Genomic DNA, 25132 nt, shown 5'->3' on the forward strand with positions numbered 1-25132 from the left:
TGCAAACGGCATACCGGCCCTTGGGGGGATCGCCGCCGCGCAAGGGGGGGAGGGGCTTATCCAGAAGGTGGAGGGACAGACAGTCCCAGCCCCTCAGGCAACCCCAGCGAAACGTTCAAGTTCTGGACGGCTTGGCTCGCCGCCCCCTTGAGGAGATTGTCGAGGGCACAAGAGAGCACGATGCGGTCGCCCTCGGCCGCGCAGACGGGAAGCGAGAGGTCCGCGCGAAGAGACCCTGCCACCGCGGCGGGCTCGGCCGGCGCCGCAATCAAGCGGATGAACGGCTCCTTCTCATAGGCCTCTTCGATCAGCTTACCCGGGTCCGCATGACCGACGATCCGTCCCGATACAAGCGCCACCAGCCCCCGGAAGAAGGGCATAACGACCGGCGTAAAATGCACAGCCGTCTTCGCCCCGTGGGCGATCTCGGCTTCGTGTCCATGGTCCACCAGACCATAGGGTATGGCATTGTCCCGCAGGGCCTCAGGGTCGTTCTTCCGCGACGGCGTGGTCCCCGCCCCTGACCAGCCCGAAAGGCCGGTCACCGTCACCGGCCCCTGCCAGAGGGAGGCGAGGGGCGCGATCGCTAATTGCGCAGCGGTGGCATAGCAGCCGGGATTGGCGATCCGCTTTGCCCCGACAATCGCTGTTCGCCCGAGTTCGGGAAGGCCATAGGCCCATGCTGGGTCCGCCCGATAATCGGCAGAGAGATCAATCAAGCAGGTCTGCGGTGACGTTTCCTCGATTGCCGCAACGAACGGAGCCGCCTTTCCATTGGGGAGCCCGAGAAAGGCGACATCGACCGGACGCGCCGCCATCTCCTCAGGTCCCAGCGCTTCGCACACCAGGTCACTGATCGGCGTCGCCGCAAATTCAGTATAGACCTTGCCCAGCGCTTGGCCCGCCCATTCCCTTGAGCTTGCATAGACGACCTCAACCTCGGGGTGCCCCGCAAGAAGGCGCAAGAGCTCCCGCCCGACATAGCCCCGGGCCCCAATAATCCCGACCGATACCGTCATGAGGAGGCCTCGAACGCTTCGGGCCGACCGGCGATGGCGGCGACGGCGGGGGCAACGGTGTTAAGGTCAATCTCGCCTTGCCAGAAGACTTGCCACATGCCGCGGCGGACGCACCCATCGGCACGCTCACTGTAGAAGGCGTTGAAGCCATTCTGCGCTCTTGACCGCCAGAAGAGGAGGGGGAAATCCTCGCTCATCCGCCGCCACAGCGCATGGCTCAACCCCTCGCCCCTGGCCCCCCGGGACACGGCGAATTTGTCGAGAACAGCCATGCCCTCGACCTCAATGACCACGGCCGCGGCGCGCATATCCGCCGAGGCGTAGATCTTTGCGACCTGCAAATTATCGAGATAGCCGGGCTTGAGGGAACGGCCGAAGGCATCCTCGATCAGCGTTGAGAGCTTGGTGATGTCGAGGGTCTCAAAATGGGTATGCGCCGTGATGATCTCCCCCCGCCGGACCAAGGTCCCATCGCCCCCATGGGTGAACAGTTCACGGACGAGACCGCGGGGCGAGGTGATCGAGACCGACGTCGACCGGGGCAGCGGGTCGAGCAGCTTTTGGATTTCCTCGAGTTTCAGCTTCATGCCGGAATGCACGGTGCCATCCTTGACCAGACCGTCGAGCTCCGCATCGAGATTGATGGCGGGGATCCGCCGACCCTCTTGGTCGAGAAGGCCCCCGGTGCCGGTCACAAAGACGATCTTCAACGGTTCGAAATCGATCGCGAGGGCCCGCGCCACGGAATCTGCATTGATATTCAGTAGACGTCCTGTCCGGTCAATGCCCAGACTGCCAAGAATGGGGATCGCGCCCGAGGCAACGACGTCCTCAATCAGCGATTTGGCGATGCCCGTCGGCTCGCCCACCCGGCCATAGGTCGCTTCGTCGATGGGATCGGCGGCGAGGGCCATGGGCGGGAGGGGCACGGCGCGCCCCCCGGCACGCCCAATGGCAGCCGCAAGGGCCGTCGAAATCTCCATCACCGTCGTGCCCGCCAGCTCGGCAATCCGGTCATCGGTGACCCTCAGGCCATCGACCTTGCCGCGGTCGAGGCCCCGCGCCTTGACCTCCCGATCGAGTTGCGGGCCGGCGCCGTGGACGACGATCGGCGTCAGGCCCACTGTGTTGATCAGGGAAAGCGCGGCCGCCAGCTCCTCATAGCCATATTCGAGGACAGCCCCGCCGAGCTTGAAAATCGCAAAGCGGGTCTTCGCCGCCTCACCGAAGCGGTCGAGATAGGCCCGTACCTCTTTGCCGTTTTGCACATGACCGAGCAGCTCGGTCAGGGCCGATCTCAAGGAAGGTTCAGCCATCGGTCAGGATCTTCAGATAGGCGTTATACGCCGTGGTCAGATGATCGTAGAGCACGAATTCATCGGCGGTGTGCGCCTGGGCGATGTCCCCTGGCCCAAGAACGGCCACGGGCAGCCCTGCTTTGGAAAATAAGGCTGCCTCGGTCCAGAAATCCACCGGACTGCCAACTTCGATGTCGAGCCCATAGAAATATTCGTTGAGCTCCACCTGACGGAACCGGGCCTCGGGATCCGCGGGGGGCAAGGCAGGCCCCCAAAAGCGCGTTGTATCCGTCTCAAGAGCCGCGCCGGCAAGCACCCGCAGCCGTTCGACCCGCGGATCCGGGTTCTCCCCCGGCATACACCGCAGGCCGAACTGTATCTCGCAGGACGGCGCGATCATATTCGGTTTGATGCCGCCTTCGATGCGCCCAAAATTCAACCTGTCATCCTTGGCCCAGCTTTCGGTCAGGGCCTGGGTGATAAAGCGCGCCGCCTCGTGAACCGCCGACAATCCCCCTTGGGACGCATGACCCGCCTCACCAGCGAGGGTGAGGGTGCCAGCGTAAATCCCCCGGTGACGGGTCACCGCAATCGACTGGGTGGGTTCCCCGACAATGACCCTTTCATAGCGAGGGGAGGTCTCCAGGAAGCGCCGCACCGCGACACTCGACCCCGCTTCCTCATCGGTGGTAAAGAGAAACGCCGCCGGTGCATCGGTCTCTGCGGCGGCGGCGAGAAGGCACGCGGCCGCGCCTTTGATATCGCACGCCCCAAGGCCGATGGCGCGATCATTTCCCCGCTCAAGGGTGAAGGGGTCCTTTGTCCAGGCATCGGTGGCCGGCACCGTATCGATATGGACGTTGAACAAGGTGTCGGTGGTTCCCCTTGTGGCAAGAAACCCAAGGCACCCTTCGCCCCCATCGTCGATCGATGTCTCAAAGCCCGGCAACGCCTCTCGCAGCGTCGCAAACAAAGACGACTCCGGGTTCAAATTGCGCGGCGGGTTCTGCGTGTCATGGGCCACCAACTGCTCAAGATGGCCGAGAATTGATTGAAGAGGAGCCGTCATGAGGTCACCTTTCTGCCGACCTCCGACCAGAGGGCGGAGGACTGGCCGGAGAGCTTTGTGAAGCCCTGGGCTTCCTCACCGCTCCACCCGGCCCGTTGCGCGTAAACCGCCGTATCGCTTTTGAGGATCATCGGCGAGTCGACCTCGACGGCATCGACCCGGCCGCCATGGGTTTCAACGGTCACCGCCCCGTGCACCCGCGCCTGGGTGGCGCTGATAAAGGCTTCGATTTCCGCGCGCAGGGGATCAAAATACCCGCCATCATAGACAAGATCGGCCCATTTCGCCGCCGCCACGGGCTTGAAGGCGTTCTGTTCGGCGGTCAGCACCGCGTGTTCCAGGGCCCGGTGCGCCGCCTCAAGGACGACAAGACCCGGCGCCTCGAAAGCAATACGCCCCTTAAGGCCCGGCAGCGTATCGCCGGTATAGGTCCCAAAGCCGACACCATAGGCGCCGAAATCATGATTGAGGCGGCTGAGCAATTCAGGGCCGCTGAGAACCTGCCCATTGAGGCTGATCGCCTTGCCCTGATCGAAGGCAATCACCGCGCTATGGGCGCTTCTGGGCCAGTCCGCAGGGGCGGCCGTCAGCGAGCGAGCAGCCTCGTCCGGCTTCTTCCACTCGTCGATTTCCCCACCGGAAAACGTCGTGCCCAGAAGGTTCTGGTTGATCGTATAGCGTTTCTGCGACGCCGGAACCGCGAACCCTGCGTCCTCGAGGACCCCCCGCTCATAATCACGGACATTCCCCACCGAGGCGGGGATATCGCGAATAGGGGCCAAGACCTCAAGGTCGCTGAGGGCTCTTGCAGAGCGGTCGAACCGCACCTGATCATTCCCCATACCGGTGCAGCCATGGGCGATGGCCCCGGCCCCCACCGATTTGGCGAGTTCGATCCCCGCTTCAACGATCAAATAACGATCAGCACAAAGAAGAGGATAACGGCCCTGCCGCCACTCCCCCGCTTGGATGAGCGGCACGACAATGCCGTCCCACAAGCGCTGCGACGCCTCGATGTTATGGTGATCCACCGCCCCAAGCTCCTTGGCGCGGGCGGCCACTTCTTCGGGGCTCGCCTCGGCACTGCCGGGCCCTGCCGTGTCGACGAAATAGGTAATCACTTCGTACCCAGCCTTTTTCAAGGCCAACACGCAATAGCTGGTATCAAGACCGCCCGAAAAGGCGAGGACAACTTTCTGGCTCATCGTCAATTTCCCTTCAGCAAGCGCTGCAATACGGCTTTTTGGACCGGCAGGCGGTTGGCGGCTTCCTCGATGATCATGGATTGAGGGCTGTCTGCAACAGCATCGGTGACCTTCACATTCCGGCGAAGGGGCAGGCAGTGGCTGAACAGGGCATTGTTGGTGAGGGCCATTTTGTCCTCATCAACCCTGAAATGGCGATGCGCGTCTCGGATCGGCTTTTCTTCCTCCCAACGCCCGAAATAGGGCAAGGCGCCCCAGCTCTTGGCATATACCACATCGGCATCGCGATAGGCGGTTTGCGGATCGTGACTGATCGTCAAGGACCCACCGGACCGCTTCACATTCTCCTCGGACGCCGACATGAAACGGGGGTCGAGGAGATATTCCTCTGTCGGACAAAGCAATGTCACGTCCATGCCGAACTTGGTGGCGATGAGGAGGCTTGAATTGGCGACGGCGGTGTTCAGCGGTTTGGGGTGATAGGTCCAGGTCAGGACGTATTTCTTCCCATCGGGGGCCCCAAGCCGATCCTTGACTGCCAGCATATGGGCCAGTTCCTGACACGGATGAACGATCGTTTCCATATTGACGATGGGCACGGTGGCGTATTCGGCGAAGGCATGGAGAAGGCGATCCTGCCGATCCACCGACCAGTCCTGAAACTTCGGAAAGCATCTGATGCAGATGACATCGACATAGGTGGAGAGCACCCGCGCCGCTTCCTTGACGTGCTCCTCCGCCCCTTGATCCATCATCGCCCCTGGCTCGACCTCAAGGGACCAGGTGCCGGCGGTATCGAGAACGAGAGCGTTCCCCCCCATTTCGATCATCGCCACCTGAAAAGAGGCACGGGTCCGAAGCGAGGGATTGAAGAAGATCAGCGCGGCAGTCTTGCCTTTCAGCGACTGGTCCTTGAGGCCGCGCAGACGGTCAGCATCGACCAGGAGCTGTTCGAGATCCTCACGGGGCCAGTCTTCTGTCGTCAGAAAATGTTTCATCTTAATGTCCTGGGACGGGGAGGGCGCGGTCATCCGTCGACCGGCGCCGGAAAAGGGGGACGAGGGGCGACGCTCAGCGCACTCAACGCTCAGCGTCGCGGGAGTCGTCGCCGCAGGCGCGTCGGAAACAGTCTATGCCGAGCAGTGGTCACCTGCACAAAAGCGATCCTTGACAGAAAGCGTCTCTCTACACACGGGGAAAGGCCCAGCGTCAAGAGACCCCTTAGCCTTGGAGAGCGCGATCATGGCCAGTGACCCAAAGACCCCCACCAACACCATGTGGGGCGGGCGCTTTTCGGTTCCCCCCGCCGAGATCATGGAAAAATTCAACGCCTCGATCGGTTTCGATCAAAAACTGGCGCGTCAGGACATCGAGGGGAGCAGGGCCCACGCCCGTATGCTCGCCCGCCAAGGGATTCTGTCAGAAGCGGACCGCGAGGCGATTCTGTCGGGCCTCGATCAGGTCGAAACGGAGATCGCCGAGGGACGCTTCGTCTTTTCTACTGCCCTCGAAGATATCCATATGAATGTCGAGGGTCGACTAAAAGAACTGATCGGGGAGGCGGCCGGGCGGCTCCACACCGGCCGCTCCCGCAATGACCAGGTCGCCACGGATATTCGGCTTTGGGTGCGCGAGAGCCTTGAGGCCATCGCCTCGGCCCTCCTCGGCTGGCAGGGGGCCCTTGTCGACTTGGCGGAGGCCCATGTCGACACGGTGATGCCGGGCTTCACCCACCTTCAGCCCGCCACCCCCGTCACCTTCGCCCATCACCTTCTCGCCTATGTCGAAATGGCGGATCGTGACCGGGGCCGCATTCTCGACGCCAAGGCCCGCGCCAATGAATGCCCTCTAGGCGCGGCGGCGCTCGCGGGCACTTCTCACCCCATCGACCGTGACCAGACCGCCAAGGCCCTCGGATTCGATCGCCCCATGGGCAATTCCATCGACGCGGTCTCGGCACGGGACTTTGCCCTTGAGGCCATGAACGCCGCCGCCCTGGCCGCGATCACGATGAGCCGTTTCGCCGAGGAGGTCGTGATCTGGTCGACCCCGCAATTCGGCTTTGTCCGCTCCGCCGAAGCGTTCTCCACCGGATCCTCGATCATGCCGCAAAAGCGTAATCCCGATGCCGCCGAATTGCTGCGTGGCAAGACGGGCCGCGTCATCGGCGCTTGGACCAGCCTCGCGATCACCATGAAGGGACTGCCGCTCGCCTATTCCAAGGACATGCAAGAGGATAAGGAGCCGCTGTTCGACGCCCTCGATACAGTGCGCGATTGCCTCGCCATCGCCGCGGGGCTGACCGAAAGCCTGGAGGTCTTCCCGGACGCCATGGCCCAGGCGGCGAGCCTCGGCCATACGACGGCGGTCGACCTTGCCGACTGGCTCGTCCGACACCTCAACCTTCCCTTCAGAGAGGCCCATCACGTCGTCGGTGCCCTCGTGTCTGTGGCGGACCGTGAGGGCGTCCAGCTCCATGAATTGAGCGATGAGACCCTGATGGCGGCCCATCCACGTCTCGACGGCTCGGTCAGGGCGCATCTCTCCCCCACAGCATCGGTGGCGGCGCGGGATCATTTCGGCGGCCCCGCCCCAGCGCAAAGCCGCGCCCGGATTGCCACCTGGAAGGAGCGACTGGCCTCGCCTCGTTAAGAGCGGCCCGCGCCTTTAGCGGATAATGGTCTCCAGGCGGTCAGGGTAGTCAAGGACTCCCATCGCGGCGTAGAGATCAAACAGCACCGTGTAATAATCATAGACGGCATTCACTTTGAACGCGGCGATCTCGGCATAAATTTCCGTGACGCGGACAAGATCGGTCAGGGTCTTGGTCCCCAGATTATATTCTCGCTCCGTCAGCGCCAATTGCCGCCGCACTTCTTCCTCAGCCCGCTGAAGTTCACGCACGGCCCGCCGCTGGGCCGTGGCCCGGCCAAGACTTGAGCGAACCGCATCCTCAAGGCTCCACCGCTCAAGGCGTGCCTCGGATTGCGCCTGTTTGAGCCGGGCAATCGCGCTTTGTTGCTGCGCCTTGAGCCGGCCGCCGGTGTAAAGGTCCTGGGTCAGGGAAAACCCGAGCCGGACATCCTCTTCGGCGGTGTCCGTGGTTTCCCCGAAGAAATCGACTTCGACGTCGCTGAAATGGACCGCAAAACCGTTGAGAGACAGGGTCGGCAGGGCGGCCCGCTTTGCCGCCTTCACCTCCGCTCTGGCGGCCTCAATGGCCGTTTCGGCCGACTGAAGATTAGGCGACCGGGAGGTGGCGAGCGAAACCGCCTCGTCCGCCGAAAGATCCAACACATCGTCGATCCCGGGAAGCACGAAGTCGGGCACCGTCTGCGGATCAATACAGTCGATCGGCTGGTCGATCAGGACCGACAAGCGGGCGCGATTGGCCTCGGAGCGCGATTCGGCGGTCACCAATTCGGACAATTGCCGGGCAAAGCGGGCGCGAATTTCACTTGCCGCGGTGATGGTGATCGCCCGCCGACGCAGGCGAAGGTCAGCGGCCTCCACGTCCTGGGAGATGATCCCTTCGGCGCTTTTGGAGATGGATTGAAGCGCCTGGGCGCGCGCAAATTCGATATAGGCCCGCGCCGCCCCCAGCGCGATGTCATTCATGGTGCCATCGACACCGATCGCCGCCGCTTCGGCTTTCAGGCGGGCCGCGTCGCTGGCGGCTCGACGGGCGCCGAAGCTGTAGAGTTCCTGATTGAGCTGGATCCCAATCTGATCGTCCCGCCGCCGATCGAGGGGCGGCGTGTCCCCCAAGCCGGTGGTCCCGAAGGCGGAAATCTGCGGGTAGTAGCGAGAGCGGGCGGCCTTCATTTCAGCCTCGGCAAAAAGCCGGTTCGCTTCGGCCCGATCGATCCGGGGATCGGCACTGACGGCGAGGGCAATCGCACTCGATACGCCGAGACAATTGGCATTGAGCGGGGAGGGGGCCGATCCGATAGACGTCCGGGCATTGTCGTCGAAGCTGTCGGACACTGATTCGCCCGCCGCAACATTGACGGCAAATCCGGCGGCCGTTACCGCGAGGAGAGAAACCACAAAACGCCTAGGCATATCAACTCATCCGTGTACCGCGCTGGAAGGTGGAGAAGATCGGTTCCAGAACGTAGTCGAGGAAAGTTCTCGACGTTCCGGAGGCGATAAAAGTTTCGACCGGCATACCGGGGAGCAGATCAAAACGGGTTTTCGCTTCGACGTCGGAGGCGTCCAGCCGCACCTCCGCTTCATAGTAAACCGCCCCAGTCGCCTCATCCTGTTTGAGGTCGGCGCTTACTTTCATCACTTCGCCCGCAAGATCAGGGACCAAGAACGATTTGTAGGCGGTCAGCTTGGCACGAACCTCCTGGCCAGGCTCCACCGCATCCCGGTCCGTCGGCATCACTCTGACGGAGGCGACAAGGTTATCCGTCACTGGAACGATTTCCATCAGCATACCGCCAGGGGACAGGACCCCGCCCACCGTGGAATATTCCAGGTTGAGAACGATACCGGACTCAGGGGCCCGCACCACGGTCCGAGCCAGACGGTCATCAAGCGCAGAGAGCCGCTCGCGCGCCGCCAGATATAGGCCCTGGGCCTCGACGAGTTGACCGCCGATCCCCTCCTGAAAATCGGCCTCCGTCTGGGCCTTTTCCCTGGCGACGGTTTGAATACTTTCCCGCGCCTCACTCTGTTCACCGCGCAATCGTGAGTAGTCAGCCTCAAGCCGCGCCACTTCACGACGTATTGCTGACACATTACCGGCGGTCTCAAGGCGCTCCTCAAGTAATTGCTGGCGAAGGACCAGATCCTCCCGCGCCGCCTCAAGCGCCCGGCGGGTCGCAGCGAGTTGATTGGACAGCTCCCGCACCCGGCCCGAAAGGGTCGCTTCTTGCTGTGTCAGCAGATCGAGGCGCGCCTGTTGGGCGGCCCTTTGCTGGTTGAAGAGGGCAAGCTGACTGGCGACAATTTCGGTACGGACGGACTGACCGATCGCGAGATTATCGATGCGGCTGAAATTCGGGGTCGCCTCGCCGGTTTTCAACGCGGTGAGCCGGAGAACCGCCGCCAGATTGGCCGCCATTTCCTGAGCGATTTCGTCTCGGGCCGTTTCGGATTGCAGCGGTTCGAGGACCACGAGCACATCGCCCTCAACAACGGTTTCGCCCTCTCGGACATGCAGCTCACGGATGATACCGCCTTCGAGATGCTGAACCTGTTTCCGGTCCGACTGCACGACCAACACACCGCTCGCCGTGACGCCCTCATCGAGTTTCGCAAGGGCGCTCCAAAGGAAGAAGCCGCCAAAGCCAACGGCACAGACAATGGCCGAGATGCGGATTGACCGATCGGAGAGGGGGGAGGGGGAGAGGGAAGAGGCGCTCATTGACCAAGATCCTCTGACGGGCTGGCGGACAGACGCGCGGGGGCCGTGCCGGTCGTGCCGCCGACGGCGTCTTTCGGCGCCGCATGCTCTCGACGGAGATCTGAGACCCGCCGCAAATATTGCTCGCGCGGCATGACGGCGACTTGTCGGTTCTGGATGATCATGACCTTGTCGGCGGCATTGATCAGCCTGACATCATGGGTCGCGATAATCGCCGTGAGGGGACGATCGGTCTTGGGGTGCCGCGCCTGCTGGGCAAACCGTGCCATGAGATTGGCGGCCAATTGGGCATCGAGATGCGCCGTCGGCTCATCCAAGAGCAATAAGGCCGGATCGCCGAACATCGCCCGCGCCAGCCCGACCGCCTGGCGTTGACCCGCGGACAGGTGAATACCCCCTTCGCCGATCATCGTGTCATAGCCCTCGGCCAGGGTCAGGATCATATCATGGGCGCCTACGGTCTTGGCGGCGCTGTAAACTTTGTCGACATCGCAGGGCGCGAACCGGGAAATGTTTTCAAAGACCGTCCCGCTCAACAGCTCGACATGCTGCGGAAGATAGCCGATGAATCGCCCGCGATCGCGCGGATCCCAGGTGGCGATGTCGCGGCCGCCAAGCCGGGCGGTGCCGTGATGCGCCGGCCAGGCACCGGCGAGGGATTGCAACAGCGAGGTTTTGCCGGAGCCCGACGGCCCAAGAAGGGCGATGATTTCGCCGCGATCGAAATCGACGGAAACCTGCGGCAGGAGCGGTTGTTTCGCCCCCGGGATACCGACCGCGAACTCTTCAAGGGTCAGTTTCGGCGTCGGCCGCGGCATGGCCGTGACCTCGTCGCGCTCGAAACTCGCCGGCAGATCATGACTGTTATCGATCCAGGATTTGAGCTCCTGCCACGACTTGCGACCGAGCAGGACCTGCCGCCAGAGGGCGACGGTCTGATCGATCGGGGCAAGAGCCCGCCCCATAATGATCGACCCTGCAATGATCGTCCCTGGGGTTTCGACCCCACCGACCGCAAGGGCGGCCCCGGCGCCGAGAATGGCGATCTGAAGGATCTGCCGCAAAGAGCGGGTGGAGGAGGCGAGGTAGGTCGCCGCCCCGGTGGACTCAACATTGCCGTCCACCGCCGAGCGGCGCAGGGTTTGCCAACGACCGATCGCCCGATCGCTCATCCCCATGGAAACAATGGCCGCACGTTGACGGACGAGGTGAGAGAGATGGTTCTGCGCGCGCTGATCACGCTTTTGCGCATCCTCGACGGATTTGCGGCTGATCCGGTCTGACACCAGCGCCAGAACCAGCAGAAGAACCGCCCCCCCAAGCCCAATCGACCCAAGGATGGGATTGATCGCAAAGAGGATCGCCAGAAACAACAGCGTGAAGGGCAGATCGAGAATCGGGGCGAGGGTGCTTTGCAACAACAGCCCTTGAATTTTCGCCAAATGGCCAACGGCCGTCAGGGTCTCTGAATTGGTCGCTTGCGCGTTTGTCAGCCCTCGTCTGAGCGTCAAGCCATCGACTTTTTCCCCCAGGAGCTGGCCGGCCCGGGTGAAGGTGCGGCGACGCCCGCCATCGGCGGCAATATAGATGAGAAGAAGAAAGACGGCGATCGCCGACAGGACGATCAGGGTCTCGATCGAGCCAGAGGTCAGCACCCGGTCATAGACCTGGAGCATGTAGAGCGGGCTCACCAAGAACAACAAATTCACGATGGTCGTGAACACCAGCGCTGTTGTCAGATAGGGACGCAAGGCGCGGACGATTTGCTCACTGGGCTTGAGATCGTCGGAGGGGTCGGAGGGGGCGGCCGCTGCTTTGGCAGGGGCCGCCTTCTTCTCGTCATCCGCAGGCCGGTCCGTGGCGCCCGCCACTTGCGGGGCCTCGGAAGGGGCCTCGCGCTCAGCCGATGACGGCGCCGAAGCGGCATCTAGCCCGCTCTCGGTTGATCTTTTTGGCGAAGCAGCAGACCGTGATTGCGGAATTTTGTTGTCGTCGGCCTCAGCCATTCACCACGCCCCAAATCTACAGCTGTAGTTTACCCTGTTTCAGAACAAGATTTCGTTACGATAGCCCTTGGGGGCTTCTCACGGCTCGAAGTCCGCATTGCAAGCCAAGGACCCACACCCGTCATTCGATTTTCTTGCCCGGCAAGGGAGAGGGAGCGCCTCAGAACCGTTTTCTGAGGGTGATCCCATAGGTTCGCGGCTCATTCGGATAGGCCGAAAAGGCGCCAGGCTGGAATGTTGTCGGGAAAGCTGATGTGTAGAATTCATCCTCGAACAAATTCTTGCCCCACAGAAGAGCTTCGAATCCATTGTCGGCGATCACCCCGATCCCGGCATCGAGAACACTGACCTCCCGCGAAGCGACGTCCTCGGGGACGTTCGAGATCACCTGAACTTCACTTTCGTAGCGCCAGCCGGTCCGGGCGAAGACCTCGCCCCAGCCGGTGGGCACACCATAGCGCACCCCGAGATAGGAGGAGAATTCCGGCACACCCGGCACCCGTTCCCCCGACAGATCCCCAACCCCATCGGGGGTTTCAGGGGTCACCGGCACCGGCGCATTCTCGAACTGATCGAACTTCGCATCGAGATAGGTCCCCGCCCAATTGATGGTGAGCCCTTCGAAGGGTTCGATGACGCTTTCGAGCTCGACCCCGAAGGTCGATTGCGACCCCGCATTGGTCAGGACAAAGCCCGCCCCTTGGAAGGTTTGCGACTGAAAGCCTTCGACGTCCTGATCGAAAATCGCGACATTGAGGCTGCCCCATCCCCAACGGGTCTTGAGCCCCGCCTCGAAGGTTTTGGTCTCTTCCGGCCCGGCAAACCGCGTCCCAGCATACTGACCGCGGGCAACGCGGGTGGTGGAGGGCAACAGCCCGGCGGCATCGAGAGCGGCAATATCGGTGGAGAAGGGGCGGCTGTCAGGTGTCAGGTTCCAAGAACTCGCCTTAAAGCCCGTGGCAAAGGACGCATAGACGCTGGTCCGGTTTGACAGATCGTAGGAGGCCCGGATGGTGTAGGGGACGTCATCGTCCTCGGTCTTATTGTTCTCAATGTCGTTCGGCAGATTGACGAAGGGGGCGATGGTCCCGGCCTGCAGCGTCGTCAACTGGAGGAGGGGATTGACCGCCGCCAGGCCCACCGAGGCCGGCACCAGGGAATTGACCAGGGCAAAGCCAAGGGGGTTGGCGGTTTGGAACGCGGCGACCTCCGCCGGGCTTGCGACCCGCGGATTTCCATTGCCATCGACAAGGCCCTGAAGGCCCGCCACCAGCGCCCGCAAGGTGACGTCGCTGGCAATGGCGGGGTCGGTAAAGTCGAGGGCCCCGAAGGGATTATCCGAAACCCCCTGCAGGCTGACCTCTTTCTCATCGTTGTAGTAGCTGGCCCCCAGGGTCAGCGTAAGGCGATCGGTGACCGCAATGTCCGCCTGCGCGAAGAAAGAATATTGCGTATTGTCCTGCTCCGCCCGGAACCGAATACCGTCCCCCGCGGCAAGCAGCGTGCCCTGATCGAACCCCGCAGCCGTCTCGACCTGATCGATAAAACTGGGGCCACCGGGCACGGAGGTATCCGCCGCGACCACATCGGCAAAGGCCCGCGTATCGTCCCCGAGGGTAATTAGCGTGTCCTCGGTCAGATCCTCGTTGAAATAGAAACCGCCCACAAGCCAATCGACAATGCCGTGGCTGCCTTCGAACCGCAGCTCTTGGGTGAAGGTTTCGGTAGAGAGGTCGCGGGTATTGTCCCGAAGTATTTCCGCGGAGGTGAAATCGCCCTCAAAGCTGATGAACTGATCGCTGGTGCGGAAAGCGGAGATCGATGTGAGGGTAACAGCCGGCGTGACCTCGACCTCGGTGATGGCGGCGACCCCGCCATTCTTGATGTCGTTGACGGAGTCGGTGTCGTAATAGACATCGTAGTCGAACGCCCCCGGCTCCTGCTTTTCGCCGCCGATCGCGCGGATCACATCTCCTGAAGTGATCGTCGTGCCGCCGATGAGAGGCGTTTCTCCCGCATTGAAGACCGTACAGCAAATCTCGTCGAGGGCGTCGTAATCGCCCTGCAAGCGGATTTCGACGCGGTCTGTCGGTTCAAAGAGCAATTCGCCGCGGAGGCCAAAGCGGTCGCGGTCATTGATATCCGCGCCACCGGCCAAATTATCCGTATAGCCCTCACGCTGATTGACATTCCCCGCAAGGGAGAAGGCCATATTGTCGGTAATCGGGCCGGAGATATAGGCCTTGGCGATCCGAGAGCCGAAATTCCCGACCGTGACCTCTCCGACGCCCTCTGGCTCAAAGCTCGGCTTTTTCGTCACAAAGCTGACGACACCCGCCGTCGCGTTTTTCCCAAACAGGGTGGATTGCGGACCACGGAGCACTTCGACGCGTTCAAGATTGAGGAAATCCCCGAGGGAGGAACCGGCGCGAGACCGGAACACGCCATCGACATAAACGGCGACGGAGGGCTCAATCCCGGCATTGTTCCCGCCATTGCCGAAACCGCGAATGATGAAGGTCACATTGTTCGAGCGTTCAAGCTGGGACACCCGCAGCGAGGGGACGATGTCTTCGAGGTCGGTAATATCCTCGACCTGGGTCTGTTGCAGAAAATCCTCTTGCACCACAGACACCGCGACCGGCACTTCTTGCAGCGTTTGCTCACGCTTGGTGGCGGTGACAACCACCACATCCTCCTCCTGCGCGGCGGCAAAGGCCGCGGTCAGGGCCACAACACCGGCGGTCGCCAAGAGACTCGATTTTCCCATCATGCTCCCCACACACGTCTCAAAAGGACGCTTTCGCTACTCTACAATGCCGTAATGTTACGGAGCCTTTGAGGTGACCACAAGCGAAAACACTTACTTAACCATGTTATTCACCGCTATTGATGGTTAAGGACGATAGCTCTATCGACTTGCCAAGTAATTGCCGTGCTGCACTGCGAAATAATGTCCTAGAATAGATCGCTTCTCGGCAGAATTTAGCTCAATCTTTTCAGCAAACGGCGGCGGCGCGTCGCCCGTGTTCGATGCGGCTCAGTCCGCACCGGTCCTCACGGGCGGGGCGGCACAATTTGATGGGGGGACAGCGGGGACCGGGGAGCACCCGGAGCGGCGAATGGCGGACGTCACCGCCTTCGAGTGCCGTCACTCTTCCTGTCGCACAATATATATTGTCGCAAATTGTCTATCTGTGTCGGTGAGGGGTCAGGCTTAGGCGTATCGCCTCAGGGCCAGCGCTATCCGGTGCCCGGCCCAGAGCTCAGTCTCCCTGTTGCGGGACCTCAATGCACAAGCCGTCATAAGCCGGCACGACATTCTCCGGCAGCTCGGCGGCCAGCTCCTCATAATCGAGATCGATATGAAGGTTCGTCAGGACACCGCGGCTCGCATCGGCGCGGACGAGCCATTCAAGCGCCATGGCAAGATGGGCGTGGCTGGGGTGCGGTTCGCGCCGCAAGGCATCGACGACCCACACATCGACACCGGTGAAAAGCGCCATTGCCGTGTCCGGCACCCCATTGGTGTCCGGTGAATAGGCAATCCCGCCCTGGGCCTGCTCCGGCACCGATAGTTTATAGCCGAAGGCGGGCACCCGGCCATGGTCCAATAGAGCGGCTTCGACAACGATATCGCCACTCGGCCCCGAGACAGTCACGGGGGCGCCCGGCGCGATTCTGTGACTGTCCAGAATAGCGGGATAGCCGGTTTTGGCGCTCGATTGAAAACAATAGGCAAATCGCTGCATCAGGTTCGGCGCGGTTTGATCGCTGAAATGGACCGGAACGCGCTTGCCGTTCCGATACACAAGACCGCGCAGATCATCGATTCCGTGGGTCTGGTCCGCGTGGTCATGGGTGATGAACACCCCATCCAGATGATTGACGGCCGCGCCCAGTAATTGCTCCCGCAAATCAGGGCTCGTATCAATCAGAACCGTGGTGAGCTCCCCTTCCCAGCCATTCGTGTCATGGGCGCGCTGCACCAGCAAGGAGCATCGCCGCCGGCGGTTCTTTGGGTTCGACGGGTCGCACACCCCCCAATCGCCGCGGCCATCCGCCCCCCCCACCCGGGGTACCCCGCCGGAGGACCCGCATCCGAGGATCGTCGCCCGCACTCTCACGACGGCCGCTGGGCTTTGGAAAACAGCCGAAAGAAATTGTCGGTCGTGGCCTCGCCCAGGATCTCCGGTTCGATGCCCTTCACCTCGGCCAGCTTCGCGGCCACCAGCGGCAGATAGGCGGGCTCGTTCCGGCGACCACGATGAGGGACGGGCGCGAGAAAGGGACAATCGGTTTCGATCAGCAGGCGATCCATCGGGATCATTTTCGCGACCTCCCTCACCTCATCAGCCTTCTTAAAGGTCACGATACCCGAAAAAGCGACATATCCCCCCATGGCGAGGGCCCGGCGGGCGAGGTCTTCGCCGCCGGTATAACAATGCAGCAGAATCGGAAAGGGGCGCTCCGCATAGGCCGCCTCGAGGGTCGCCGCCATCTCGTCATCCGCCTCCCGAGAATGAATGATCAGGGGGAGACCGGTTTCCTGCGCCGCGACGATATGGGCATGAAAGACCGCCTGCTGACGGTCGCGGTCGGAATATTCATAGTGAAAATCGAGGCCGCATTCTCCGATGCCGATCACATCCGTCTCCGTCGCGAGGGATATCAGCCGCTCGGCGGTCAGATCCGCATAGTCCTTGGCATGGTGCGGATGCACACCGATGCTCCGCCACAGCCAGGGCCGGGGGGCGACAATGGTCTTAAGCGCAGGGGTTGCGGCCAAGTGATCGGAAATGACCAACATACCCCGGACATCGGCCTCCCGCGCCCGGTCGAGCACCCCTTCGAGATCCTCCTCATAGCGGTCGCCATGGAGATTGACGTGACTATCGATGAACATGGCCCCCCCGTAGCGCATCCCTTAACGTCATGGCCATCGCCAAAGCGGTCTGCCCACGATCCGCATTGAGCGCTTCCCCTTGCGAGGTCAGGGTCACGAGACGGTCATAGCTTTCGAGCGCCCTTTGCGGATCGCTCAACCGATCGAAGGGCGGGTCAGGTCTCTCCCCCACGGCCAAGCGCCGCGTCGCGCCGGCAAGACGATCAAGAACAAGCAACTCGGCATCTCGGCGAATTTCGGCGGCGTCCCGTGCGGCGAACTGTCCCGCCGTCGCCGTCAGATCGCGCCCTGTGGCGGCAGCGGCGATCAGCGAGTCGGCAAGTCCCCTCACTTCGCGCCCCTCGCCGCTGGCCCAATGAAGGGCCCGGCCGGGGCGGCCATCGCTGAGGGCGGCGGCAGCGCGCGCCTCGTCCGCGGGAATGGCGTGATGGGTCTCGAGCCATTGCGCGATCTCGCCTAAGGGGCTCGGTCCGAGATCCAAACGGCGGCACCGTGACCTGATCGTCGGCAAGAGCCGGCCTGGCGCCGACGCCAGGAGCAGCAGCGTCGCGCCCTGCGGCGGCTCTTCGAGGCTTTTGAGCAGCGCATTGGCGGCACTGGCATTCATCTCATCGGCCGCATCGATGACCACGACGCGACGTCCACTGACCGATGTCTGGTAAAACCGGGCGATCATTTCCCGGATGTCATTGACGAGAATCGTGCGGGGAAGTTTGCCGGTTTTTTCGTCCGGCCGTCGGGTCACGAGGAAGTAGTCAGGATGCGCCTCCTCGGCGATCTGACCGACAATCGCCGGATCGGCGGCGTCGATCGCCTTTGCGCCGGACAAAAGGGCGGCGGCGAGCCGATCGGCAAGGAGACGTTTGCCGATTTGCGGCGGCCCCGTCAGCAACCAGCCCCCAATCATCGCGCCCCGGCCAAGGGCCGTATCGACCGTCTCGATCAGCGCCGGCCGCACCAAAAGAGCTGAACTCGCGCTCATGGGAGGGCCGCCCAATCGGGATAATGCGCCCGCATCACCTCAAGAATGGCTGCGCTGACATCGTCTTGGGGCTGCGCTGCGTCGATACAATGCATGTTGGGGTCCTTGGCCGCGAGTTCGAGAAATCGGGCTCGCACCCCCTCATGGTAATCGAGGCGCCGCCCCTCGAACCGATCGGCCGTCGATCTCGCCTTCGCGCGCGCAAGACCTTCGGCCACAGGCAGGTCGAGAAGCAGAACGAGGTCTGGACGCCGGACGACGACGGCCGCTTCGAGCGCGGCAAGGGTCTCCGGCGCCACCCCGTCCCCCTGATAGGCCAGGGTCGAGGCCGCAAACCGGTCACATAGGACGGTCTCCCCTCGCTGGAGGGCGGGCAGGATGAGCGTCTGCATATGCGCATCCCGCGCCGCATTCATCAACAAGGCTTCGGCCAGAGGGGACCACGTCGCCGCCGGGTTGAGCAACACGTCTCGCAAGGCTTCCCCCCCCGGGGTGCCCCCTGGCTCACGGGTCATCGTCACCGCCTCTCCGGCCGACCGTAACCGCTCGGCCAGAAGCGCGATCTGCGTTGACTTGCCGGCCCCCTCGGGCCCCTCAAAAGTGATGAAGCGACCGGGGAGAGTCATGGCTGCGCCTCCGCGTCGGGCGGCGTGAACAAGGTGCGCAGGCCGATAGCCATTTTCGAGGCCATGCCCCGCTCCCGCACCCGCTCGGCCGCAAAAATCGGATAGTCCTGCGGCGGCTCGCCGGGCAGCGCGATTTGCAGAACACCGAGGCGGTCCCCCTCCTCGACCGGGGCCAGTACCGGCGATTCATAAAGCAATTTGGCGCTCGCCCCCCTTATGGCGCTGACATGCCGGGTCATCCGGATTGCCGTGCTCACCTCCAGGGGAACGGTCTCGCTCAGCCCGCCGAACACCTCAGCTTCGCCCACGCGATCGCCGTCGGTGAAAAAGGTCACCGTGCTGTAGTCATTGAAGGCGGTATCGAGCAGGCGCCGCGCGGTGCTGGCCCGCGCCTCACTCGTCGGCAACCCCGCCACAACGATATATCGGCGGACCCCGTCACGGCTGGCGCTTCCCACCACACCGAACCCGGCTTCTTCCGTATGCCCCGTCTTCATCCCGTCCGCCCCTTCGAGACCAAGGAGGGGATTACGGTTTCGTTGCGTGATATCAGACCACGTCATTTCCGGCAGGGAGAATAGATATCGATAGTCGGGATAGCTGTCCCAAATATGGCGGGCGAGCTTGGCGATATCGAGCGCCGTCATCCGCTGTTCGGGATCGGGGATGCCATGGGGATTGGCAAAATGAGACCCGGTCAGGCCCCACCGCGCCGCTTTCCGGTTCATGATATCGGCGAAGGCCGCATCACTGCCGGCAATGTTCTCGGCGACGACGATCGCCGCGTCATTCCCCGACACAGTGATGATCCCCTTGAGCAGCTCTTTGAGGGGAATCTCGGTGCCCACCAGGACGAACATTTTCGAGCCCCCGGTTCGCCAAGCGCGCTCCGAAACGCTGAAGGGCGTGTCGGCACTGAGCTCCCCGGTAGCGATCATGTCGAGGGCGACCGCGACCGTCATCAATTTCGACATCGAGGCGGGGGGGATCGGCGTTCGTGCGTTCTTCTCGAACAGGACGTCGCCGGTCTCGCCATCCATGATCAGCGCGGTCGGTGCATCGGTCGTTACCGATTGGGCCGAGACGGTCCCATGGGTCAGACCGACGACGACCGATGCCAGGCAGAGAAGTCGCAAAATAGAAAGGAACAGGTCGCTCACATGGGGGGCTTAATCGACCTTAAGAGCCTCGACAATGTGGGCATCGTGGAAACCATGCGCTTTCGCTTCGGCGAGGGCGGCCTCGGCGGCAAAGGCATAATCATAGGGCCCCAACCGTAATTTATGGAGATCATCGTCGGCGGAGAGGCTGATCGGGATGATCGACTGAAAGGCGGCGGAGGCCCGGGCCGCATTTTCCGCGTCCGCATAGACCCCGACCTGCACGTAATAGGCTGGGGTGGCGGCGACGTCGATCCCGACAGCTTCGGCCCCCACGGCTTCGGCTCCCACGGCTTCGGCTCCCACGGCTTCGACATCGAGCGCTGTGTGTGCGCGCGCTGCTGCCGCCATCGACACTCCTTGGTCGGTCGGGGCAGCCTCCGCTGCCCTTGCCGGCATGGCGTCTGCTGAGGAAAGGGCCGACGGTGGCGTCAGTCGCTCTCCTGAATGGACGATGGCGATGGGCTCAAATGCCGGGAGAGGCCGATGCCGAGCACTGACCTCCATCGGCGCGGGGCTGATGGCTTCAGACGAGGCCAGCTCGTCTCCCCCATCGGCAAGACCTCTGCGCGGGGCCGCAACCGCCCTCACCGGCGCCGACCCAAATCGGGGCGCGGGGGTCATTTCCGGGGCTTTTTCTGCCGCCAAAGCTTCTCTGTTGAGGGCTTCGGCGCTGGACTCCTCGCCTGTAGCCGCGATGGGCAATAGGCTGGCAAGGCGCCCCACCGGCCCGCGGGGCGGCCGCAAGGCGGCGTAATTCTCTCGCTCGCCCAAGCGCACAATGGCATCGTCGAGACTGGCGGGACCGAGATACTCAACTCGCACGCGCGCCAAGCCCTTCTCCCGCGTACCAAGAACCTCGGCGGTCTTCTTCGACAGATCGATGATCCGATCGTCGGCATAGGGGCCCCGGTCGTTCAAGCGCACCACCACGGACCGGCGATTTTCGAGATTGGTGATTTTCACCAGGGAAGGCAGCGGCAAGGTCTTGTGAGCCGCCGTCAGCCGATCTTGATCGAACAACTCGCCATTGGCGGTCAATTTCCCGTGGAAATTCGGTCCGTACCAAGAGGCGATACCGGTACGGTCATAGGTCGGATCGACCTTGGGCACATACCGGACACCTTTGATGAAGTAGGGATTGCCCACTTTGGCGTGAGGGTTGGGGACAACCGTTTTCCCCACGCTCTGACCGCCCCCTCCCCCGGGGCCGGTGGCGCAAGCGGCCATAGCCAGGAGCGAGAGCAAGGTGAACGCGGTTCTGAGGGTAATCCGACGCCCCATAAGAATTTTCACTTCCCAACGTCCCTTCTTTACCCCCCCTTCTCAAGGTTTCAGCTTAAAGGCCCGTAAATCCCTTGCCATTTCGGCGACTCACGCGTCCAGCTTTTGGGTAATGGGCGCCCGCTTCCCGCAAGCCCAGGGCGTGAAGCGCAAACTCAGGGCGTGAAACGGGAGGCTGGCCGCCTCTCCCCTCAAGGCCCCCTCGACAGCGGTGGGGCCACGATATGCGGCATCCAGCTTGATCGCGGCCGAGGCGCGTCTATTGAGAGGGCGCTCGGCCCGCCTTCGACCGGGCCTGCGGTCAGTTTCCCAGGGGCCGTTGCCCAAAGTGCGAGGCTTAGTGTAGCCCCCATGGGCAAGACGCGATCGCCCAACGGCGGCGACGCCCGATCCTAGGCGGAGAAAGGGACATCATGGACAAGATCAAGGTCGATAAACCAGTCGTTGAGCTCGACGGCGACGAGATGACCCGGATCATTTGGCAGTTCATCAAGGACAAATTGATTCATCCCTATCTCGATATTGATCTGCATTATTACGATCTTGGCATCGAAGAGCGCGATCGAACCGAAGACCAAGTGACCGTCGATGCGGCAAATGCGATCAAGGAGCACGGCGTCGGGGTCAAATGCGCCACAATCACGCCGGACGAGGCGCGGGTTGAGGAATTCGGTCTTAAGGAGATGTGGCGAAGCCCGAACGGCACGATCCGCAATATCCTTGGCGGCGTTGTCTTCCGTGAGCCAATCATCATCTCGAACGTGCCCCGTCTCGTCCCCGGCTGGACCAAGCCCATCATTATCGGCCGTCACGCCTTCGGCGACCAATATCGGGCCACCGACATGCTGTTCCCCGGCAAGGGGAAACTGACCATGAAATGGGAAGGCGAAACCGGCGAAGTTCTCGAATATGACGTCTACGATGCGCCGGGATCGGGCATCTATATGGGGATGTATAACCTCGACGACTCGATCAGGGACTTTGCCCGCGCCTGTTTCAATTACGGGCTTCAGCGTCAGTATCCTGTCTATCTATCGACGAAGAACACGATCCTGAAAAAGTACGATGGACGGTTCAAGGATATCTTCGCCGAAGTCTTCGAAACCGAGTTCAAGGACAAGTTTGCGGCTTTCAACGGCACCTACGAACACCGCCTCATCGACGACATGGTCGCTTCGTGCCTGAAATGGTCTGGCGGCTATGTTTGGGCCTGTAAGAATTATGACGGGGACGTGCAATCCGATACCGTGGCGCAGGGCTTTGGCTCCTTGGGGTTGATGACCTCGGTCCTTCTGACCCCTGACGGCAAAACCTGCGAGTCCGAAGCCGCCCACGGCACGGTGACCCGCCATTTCCGCGCCCATCAGCGTGGAGAGGACACCTCGACGAACTCTATCGCATCGATCTACGCCTGGACCCGTGGCCTCGCACACCGGGCGAAACTCGACGATAACAAGAAGCTCGCCGACTTTGCGGCGACCTTAGAGAAAACCGTCGTCAAAACCGTCGAGAGCGGTCATATGACAAAGGATCTGGCATTGTTGATCGGGGCCCAGCAGGGCTGGCTGACCACCACCGGGTTCCTCGATAAGGTCGACGAGAACTTCCAAAAAGCCATGAGCTGAAGAAAACCTGGATCCGAACTTCTCCGGTTTTCTCGTTCGCTAACACCCGGTAGACCCTGCCCGTCGGCAGGGTCTTTGCGTAGGGATCGTGGCGTTGTTCCTTCATTCATGGCGATAGACCGGACCTAGATGACCGAAGCCCCTGTTTATCCGATCGAATTGCAGGCGGTGACAAAGCAATATGGCCGTCACATCGCGGTGGAAGAGCTGAGCTTCTGCGTCAAACCCGGCGAAATCTTCGGCTTTTTGGGACAGAACGGCGCCGGCAAGACGACCACCTTACGCATGATTATGGACATCATTGCCCCGAGTGCAGGCAAGGTCATGGTCATGGGGAACGACCGGCCCCGCTTGGTCCGCAACCAGGTGGGCTATCTTCCCGAGGAGCGGGGGCTTTATCGGAAGATGAAGGCGCTCGATACAATCGCTTATTTTGCCCGTCTCAAAGGCGTCCCCCGGGGCGTGGCGCGGCGGCGCGCGGCGCAATTGCTTGACGACTATGGCCTCGGCGCTCAGGCCAAGTCGAAAATCGAAACCTTGTCGAAGGGAATGGCCCAGAAGATCCAGGTCCTTTCGACGATTGCGCATGACCCGGACATTCTCGTCTTCGATGAACCTTTTTCTGGGCTCGACCCCGTCAACCAGCAAGTTCTCGAGGATTTGATCACGACATTACGGGATCGAGGAAAAACGATCATTTTCTCTACCCATATTATGGAACACGCCGAACGGCTTTGCGACCGTTTTCTTATGCTCCGTAAGGGAAGAAAGGTGTTCGAAGGGACTCTCGACGAAGCGCGCGCCCTTGAACCCTCAACGCTGATTTTACAGACGCCGGACGACCCCCTTCCCTTGCTCGATGTCCCGGGGGTTGAGGACATCGTCGCGCGGGATCGTGGCCGTTACCGATTGGTGGTGCGTGAGGATACCGACAGACAGGCGATCCTCCGACGAGCCCTTGACCTCTCGATCCGCATTGAGTCCTTTGGTGAGGAAGAATTCTCGTTACACGATTTGTTTTTCCGGCTGGCCGCCGCACCGACGGCGGTAAGTGAGGAGCCTCGCCCATGAGTGCCGTGTTTCAGATCATCGTCCACGAATATCGAAAATACGTCCTTACCCGCGGCTTTTTACTATTCTTGCTGATTATTCCGTTGGCGGGCCTCTTCGGTCTGTTCGCCGCCGAGGTGAACGAACGCGGTGGTCCGACCCGGTATTTCGCTGTGATTGACGAAACCGGCGGCGCCGTCCTCGACCAAATCGATGACGCTCTTGAGAGAAATAATCGAACAAGAGAGCTTGCCGCCTTTGATCAATGGGCGGCAACGACCTTTCCCGATCCCGCGCAAAGGGCCGCATTACCCGCCCCCTATGCCCCTGATGGATCCAACGGCAGAGCGCAGGCGTTTTTTGAGGAGGGCGGGATCGCCGCGGCGAAAGAAGCGCTTGCTTCCTATCTGCCTCAAGGCGCATCGCCCCTACCGGACCCTCGGCCGCGATTTGTCCGCGTCCCCCTGCCCCAGGACGCTCGCGCGCACTCCTCTCAATCCGCGCAGATCACGACCCTCTTGCCCTATCTCAATGAGAAGCGGACGCTTCCGAGTGGCGACCCCCTCTTTGCCGTTCTTGTGGTGCCCTCGGATTATCCGACGCGACGACAGGCCACCTACTGGACGAACAATATTCTCGCCTCGGATTTACGCACCTTCCTGACGGCGGAACTGACCCTTGCCGAGCAACGACAAGCCTATCTGGCCGAAGGCGTTGCACAGGAACGCCTTTTTACCATCGAAGACATCTCCGTGACCGTGGACGAGATCATTGCCGAGGTCGATGGCGGGGCGGAGAACGCCGCCGCCAGGCTGCGGCGCGTCGTGCCGCTCTTCCTCGCCTATATTCTCTTCCTGCTGATCAGCAGCATTGGCGGCATGTTGTTGACCAATACCGTGGAGGAAAAATCGAACAAGATTATCGAGGTCCTCTTGTCATCGGTCAGTGCCACCGAGTTGATGATCGGCAAGCTTGTCGGGCTCGCCCTCGTCGGCATGACCATCCCTCTTTTAATGGTGGGCCTGGGGGTGCTTGCAACCTTTCTTGGCGGGGCCGGCGCGGAGGGCAGTCTTGCCCTTTTGCTGCGTGAGGGGGTGTTCACCTCACCGGTTATCGGTCTCTTTTTCCTTTATTTCCTGCTCGGCTATTTGTTTTACGCCTCGATCTATCTTGCGGTCGGCGCGATGAGCGAGTCGATCCATGACGCCCAAAGTTTTGTGGTGCCCCTCACCCTTGCGCTGCTTCTGCCATTGCCGTTCTTAGGGATCATTTTACAGGAGCCGAATGGCGTCGTCGCTCGCCTTCTGACCTTTATTCCGATCTATACGCCCTATGCGGTGATGCTGCGGGTGACGGGGGATCCCCCCCTTTGGGAATTGGTCCTTGCCACCCTCTTGCTCTTCCTGACGGTGAGTTATGTGCTGATCGTCATGGGCCGGATCTATCGCGGCAGCGTGCTTGCCTCCGGCGGTCCGCCCAGCTTCAGGCGCCTAAGAAGAGCCGCCGGAAACAGCTGAGCCAGAGG

Annotated in this window: 19 protein-coding genes; 4 read left to right on the top strand and 15 right to left on the bottom strand. The window is 61.9% G+C overall.

Going from position 1 to position 25132, the window contains the following annotated elements; all coding sequences use genetic code 11:
- Positions 1–56: 56 nt before the first annotated feature.
- Genes argC through PB2503_RS10505 form a run of 5 tightly spaced genes read right to left on the bottom strand, consistent with a single transcriptional unit; the run spans position 57 to position 5589 of the window.
- Positions 57–1019 (bottom strand): N-acetyl-gamma-glutamyl-phosphate reductase, encoded by a 963-nt coding sequence (gene argC, locus PB2503_RS10485; RefSeq protein WP_013301232.1) that lies wholly within the window; start codon positions 1017–1019, stop codon positions 57–59.
- Positions 1016–2335, bottom strand: a complete 1320-nt coding sequence (locus tag PB2503_RS10490; protein ID WP_013301233.1) for an acetylglutamate kinase — start codon at positions 2333–2335, stop codon at positions 1016–1018. The genes argC and PB2503_RS10490 overlap by 4 nt, the downstream gene beginning before the upstream one ends.
- Positions 2328–3386, bottom strand: coding sequence for an acetylornithine deacetylase (locus PB2503_RS10495; protein WP_013301234.1), 1059 nt, complete (start codon positions 3384–3386; stop codon positions 2328–2330). The genes PB2503_RS10490 and PB2503_RS10495 overlap by 8 nt, the downstream gene beginning before the upstream one ends.
- A complete protein-coding gene (locus PB2503_RS10500) occupies positions 3383–4591 on the bottom strand; it encodes an argininosuccinate synthase (protein WP_013301235.1) in 1209 nt (402 codons plus the stop codon). Before PB2503_RS10500 ends, PB2503_RS10495 begins: the two co-directional genes overlap by 4 nt.
- A gap of 2 nt (positions 4592–4593) precedes the next feature.
- Positions 4594–5589 (bottom strand): N-acetylornithine carbamoyltransferase, encoded by a 996-nt coding sequence (locus tag PB2503_RS10505; protein ID WP_013301236.1) that lies wholly within the window; start codon positions 5587–5589, stop codon positions 4594–4596.
- Between the two features lie 244 nt (positions 5590–5833).
- Here PB2503_RS10505 and argH point away from each other — a divergent pair, with 244 nt between their 5' ends.
- Positions 5834–7243: an argininosuccinate lyase gene (argH, locus tag PB2503_RS10510; protein ID WP_041535603.1), complete on the top strand. Its 1410-nt coding sequence runs from the start codon at positions 5834–5836 to the stop codon at positions 7241–7243.
- A gap of 15 nt (positions 7244–7258) precedes the next feature.
- Here the strand turns inward: argH and PB2503_RS10515 are convergent, their stop codons facing one another.
- From PB2503_RS10515 to PB2503_RS15070, 10 genes are all read right to left on the bottom strand, one after another.
- The gene (locus tag PB2503_RS10515; protein ID WP_013301238.1) at positions 7259–8656 is read right to left on the bottom strand and encodes a TolC family protein; all 1398 of its coding nucleotides are present in this window, start codon (positions 8654–8656) and stop codon (positions 7259–7261) included.
- 1 nt (position 8657) lies between these two features.
- Positions 8658–9968, bottom strand: a complete 1311-nt coding sequence (locus PB2503_RS10520; protein ID WP_013301239.1) for an HlyD family type I secretion periplasmic adaptor subunit — start codon at positions 9966–9968, stop codon at positions 8658–8660.
- Positions 9965–11974 (bottom strand): type I secretion system permease/ATPase, encoded by a 2010-nt coding sequence (locus tag PB2503_RS10525; protein ID WP_013301240.1) that lies wholly within the window; start codon positions 11972–11974, stop codon positions 9965–9967. Before PB2503_RS10525 ends, PB2503_RS10520 begins: the two co-directional genes overlap by 4 nt.
- Positions 11975–12134: 160 nt before the next feature.
- Positions 12135–14747 (bottom strand): TonB-dependent receptor, encoded by a 2613-nt coding sequence (locus PB2503_RS10530; protein WP_013301241.1) that lies wholly within the window; start codon positions 14745–14747, stop codon positions 12135–12137.
- A 493-nt stretch (positions 14748–15240) separates the two neighbouring features.
- Positions 15241–16101 carry an MBL fold metallo-hydrolase gene (locus PB2503_RS10535; RefSeq protein WP_041534984.1) on the bottom strand — a complete coding sequence of 287 codons (861 nt, stop codon included), beginning with the start codon at positions 16099–16101 and terminating at the stop codon, positions 15241–15243.
- Positions 16098–16880, bottom strand: a complete 783-nt coding sequence (locus PB2503_RS10540; protein ID WP_013301243.1) for a TatD family hydrolase — start codon at positions 16878–16880, stop codon at positions 16098–16100. Before PB2503_RS10540 ends, PB2503_RS10535 begins: the two co-directional genes overlap by 4 nt.
- On the bottom strand, positions 16867–17862 hold the full coding sequence (locus PB2503_RS14090) for an AAA family ATPase (RefSeq protein ID WP_013301244.1): 996 nt from the start codon (positions 17860–17862) through the stop codon (positions 16867–16869). Before PB2503_RS14090 ends, PB2503_RS10540 begins: the two co-directional genes overlap by 14 nt.
- A complete protein-coding gene (gene tmk / locus PB2503_RS10550) occupies positions 17859–18488 on the bottom strand; it encodes a dTMP kinase (RefSeq protein ID WP_013301245.1) in 630 nt (209 codons plus the stop codon). Before tmk ends, PB2503_RS14090 begins: the two co-directional genes overlap by 4 nt.
- A complete protein-coding gene (locus PB2503_RS10555; protein WP_013301246.1) occupies positions 18485–19648 on the bottom strand; it encodes a D-alanyl-D-alanine carboxypeptidase family protein in 1164 nt (387 codons plus the stop codon). The genes tmk and PB2503_RS10555 overlap by 4 nt, the downstream gene beginning before the upstream one ends.
- A 9-nt stretch (positions 19649–19657) precedes the next feature.
- The gene (locus PB2503_RS15070) at positions 19658–20944 is read right to left on the bottom strand and encodes a septal ring lytic transglycosylase RlpA family protein (protein ID WP_013301247.1); all 1287 of its coding nucleotides are present in this window, start codon (positions 20942–20944) and stop codon (positions 19658–19660) included.
- Between the two features lie 401 nt (positions 20945–21345).
- On the opposite strand from PB2503_RS15070, the gene PB2503_RS10565 reads away from it, so the two are divergent.
- The 3 genes from PB2503_RS10565 (at position 21346) to PB2503_RS10575 (ending at position 25124) form a co-directional block, all read left to right on the top strand.
- A complete protein-coding gene (locus tag PB2503_RS10565; protein WP_013301248.1) occupies positions 21346–22557 on the top strand; it encodes an NADP-dependent isocitrate dehydrogenase in 1212 nt (403 codons plus the stop codon).
- Positions 22558–22686: 129 nt separating this feature from the next.
- Complete coding sequence (locus tag PB2503_RS10570) at positions 22687–23628, top strand: ABC transporter ATP-binding protein (protein WP_013301249.1); 942 nt, start codon at positions 22687–22689, stop codon at positions 23626–23628.
- Entirely contained in the window at positions 23625–25124 is a 1500-nt protein-coding gene (locus PB2503_RS10575) for an ABC transporter permease (RefSeq protein WP_013301250.1), read from the top strand. Before PB2503_RS10570 ends, PB2503_RS10575 begins: the two co-directional genes overlap by 4 nt.
- Positions 25125–25132: the final 8 nt, after the last annotated feature.

It is taken from the genome of Parvularcula bermudensis HTCC2503 (genome assembly GCF_000152825.2).
GTDB classification, from domain to species: domain Bacteria; phylum Pseudomonadota; class Alphaproteobacteria; order Caulobacterales; family Parvularculaceae; genus Parvularcula; species Parvularcula bermudensis.

Excerpts from the sequence above, each read along its gene's own strand:
- argH (WP_041535603.1), top strand. The coding sequence starts at position 5,834 with ATGGCCAGTGACCCAAAGACCCCCACCAACACCATGTGGGGCGGGCGC.
- PB2503_RS10515 (WP_013301238.1), bottom strand. The coding sequence starts at position 8,656 with ATGCCTAGGCGTTTTGTGGTTTCTCTCCTCGCGGTAACGGCCGCCGGA.
- PB2503_RS10520 (WP_013301239.1), bottom strand. The coding sequence starts at position 9,968 with ATGAGCGCCTCTTCCCTCTCCCCCTCCCCCCTCTCCGATCGGTCAATC.
- PB2503_RS10570 (WP_013301249.1), top strand. The coding sequence starts at position 22,687 with ATGACCGAAGCCCCTGTTTATCCGATCGAATTGCAGGCGGTGACAAAG.
- argC (WP_013301232.1), bottom strand. The coding sequence starts at position 1,019 with ATGACGGTATCGGTCGGGATTATTGGGGCCCGGGGCTATGTCGGGCGG.
- tmk (WP_013301245.1), bottom strand. The coding sequence starts at position 18,488 with ATGACTCTCCCCGGTCGCTTCATCACTTTTGAGGGGCCCGAGGGGGCC.
- PB2503_RS10525 (WP_013301240.1), bottom strand. The coding sequence starts at position 11,974 with ATGGCTGAGGCCGACGACAACAAAATTCCGCAATCACGGTCTGCTGCT.
- PB2503_RS10565 (WP_013301248.1), top strand. The coding sequence starts at position 21,346 with ATGGACAAGATCAAGGTCGATAAACCAGTCGTTGAGCTCGACGGCGAC.
- PB2503_RS10530 (WP_013301241.1), bottom strand. The coding sequence starts at position 14,747 with ATGATGGGAAAATCGAGTCTCTTGGCGACCGCCGGTGTTGTGGCCCTG.
- PB2503_RS10540 (WP_013301243.1), bottom strand. The coding sequence starts at position 16,880 with ATGTTCATCGATAGTCACGTCAATCTCCATGGCGACCGCTATGAGGAG.
- PB2503_RS10495 (WP_013301234.1), bottom strand. The coding sequence starts at position 3,386 with ATGACGGCTCCTCTTCAATCAATTCTCGGCCATCTTGAGCAGTTGGTG.
- PB2503_RS10490 (WP_013301233.1), bottom strand. The coding sequence starts at position 2,335 with ATGGCTGAACCTTCCTTGAGATCGGCCCTGACCGAGCTGCTCGGTCAT.
- PB2503_RS14090 (WP_013301244.1), bottom strand. The coding sequence starts at position 17,862 with ATGAGCGCGAGTTCAGCTCTTTTGGTGCGGCCGGCGCTGATCGAGACG.
- PB2503_RS10575 (WP_013301250.1), top strand. The coding sequence starts at position 23,625 with ATGAGTGCCGTGTTTCAGATCATCGTCCACGAATATCGAAAATACGTC.
- PB2503_RS10505 (WP_013301236.1), bottom strand. The coding sequence starts at position 5,589 with ATGAAACATTTTCTGACGACAGAAGACTGGCCCCGTGAGGATCTCGAA.
- PB2503_RS10500 (WP_013301235.1), bottom strand. The coding sequence starts at position 4,591 with ATGAGCCAGAAAGTTGTCCTCGCCTTTTCGGGCGGTCTTGATACCAGC.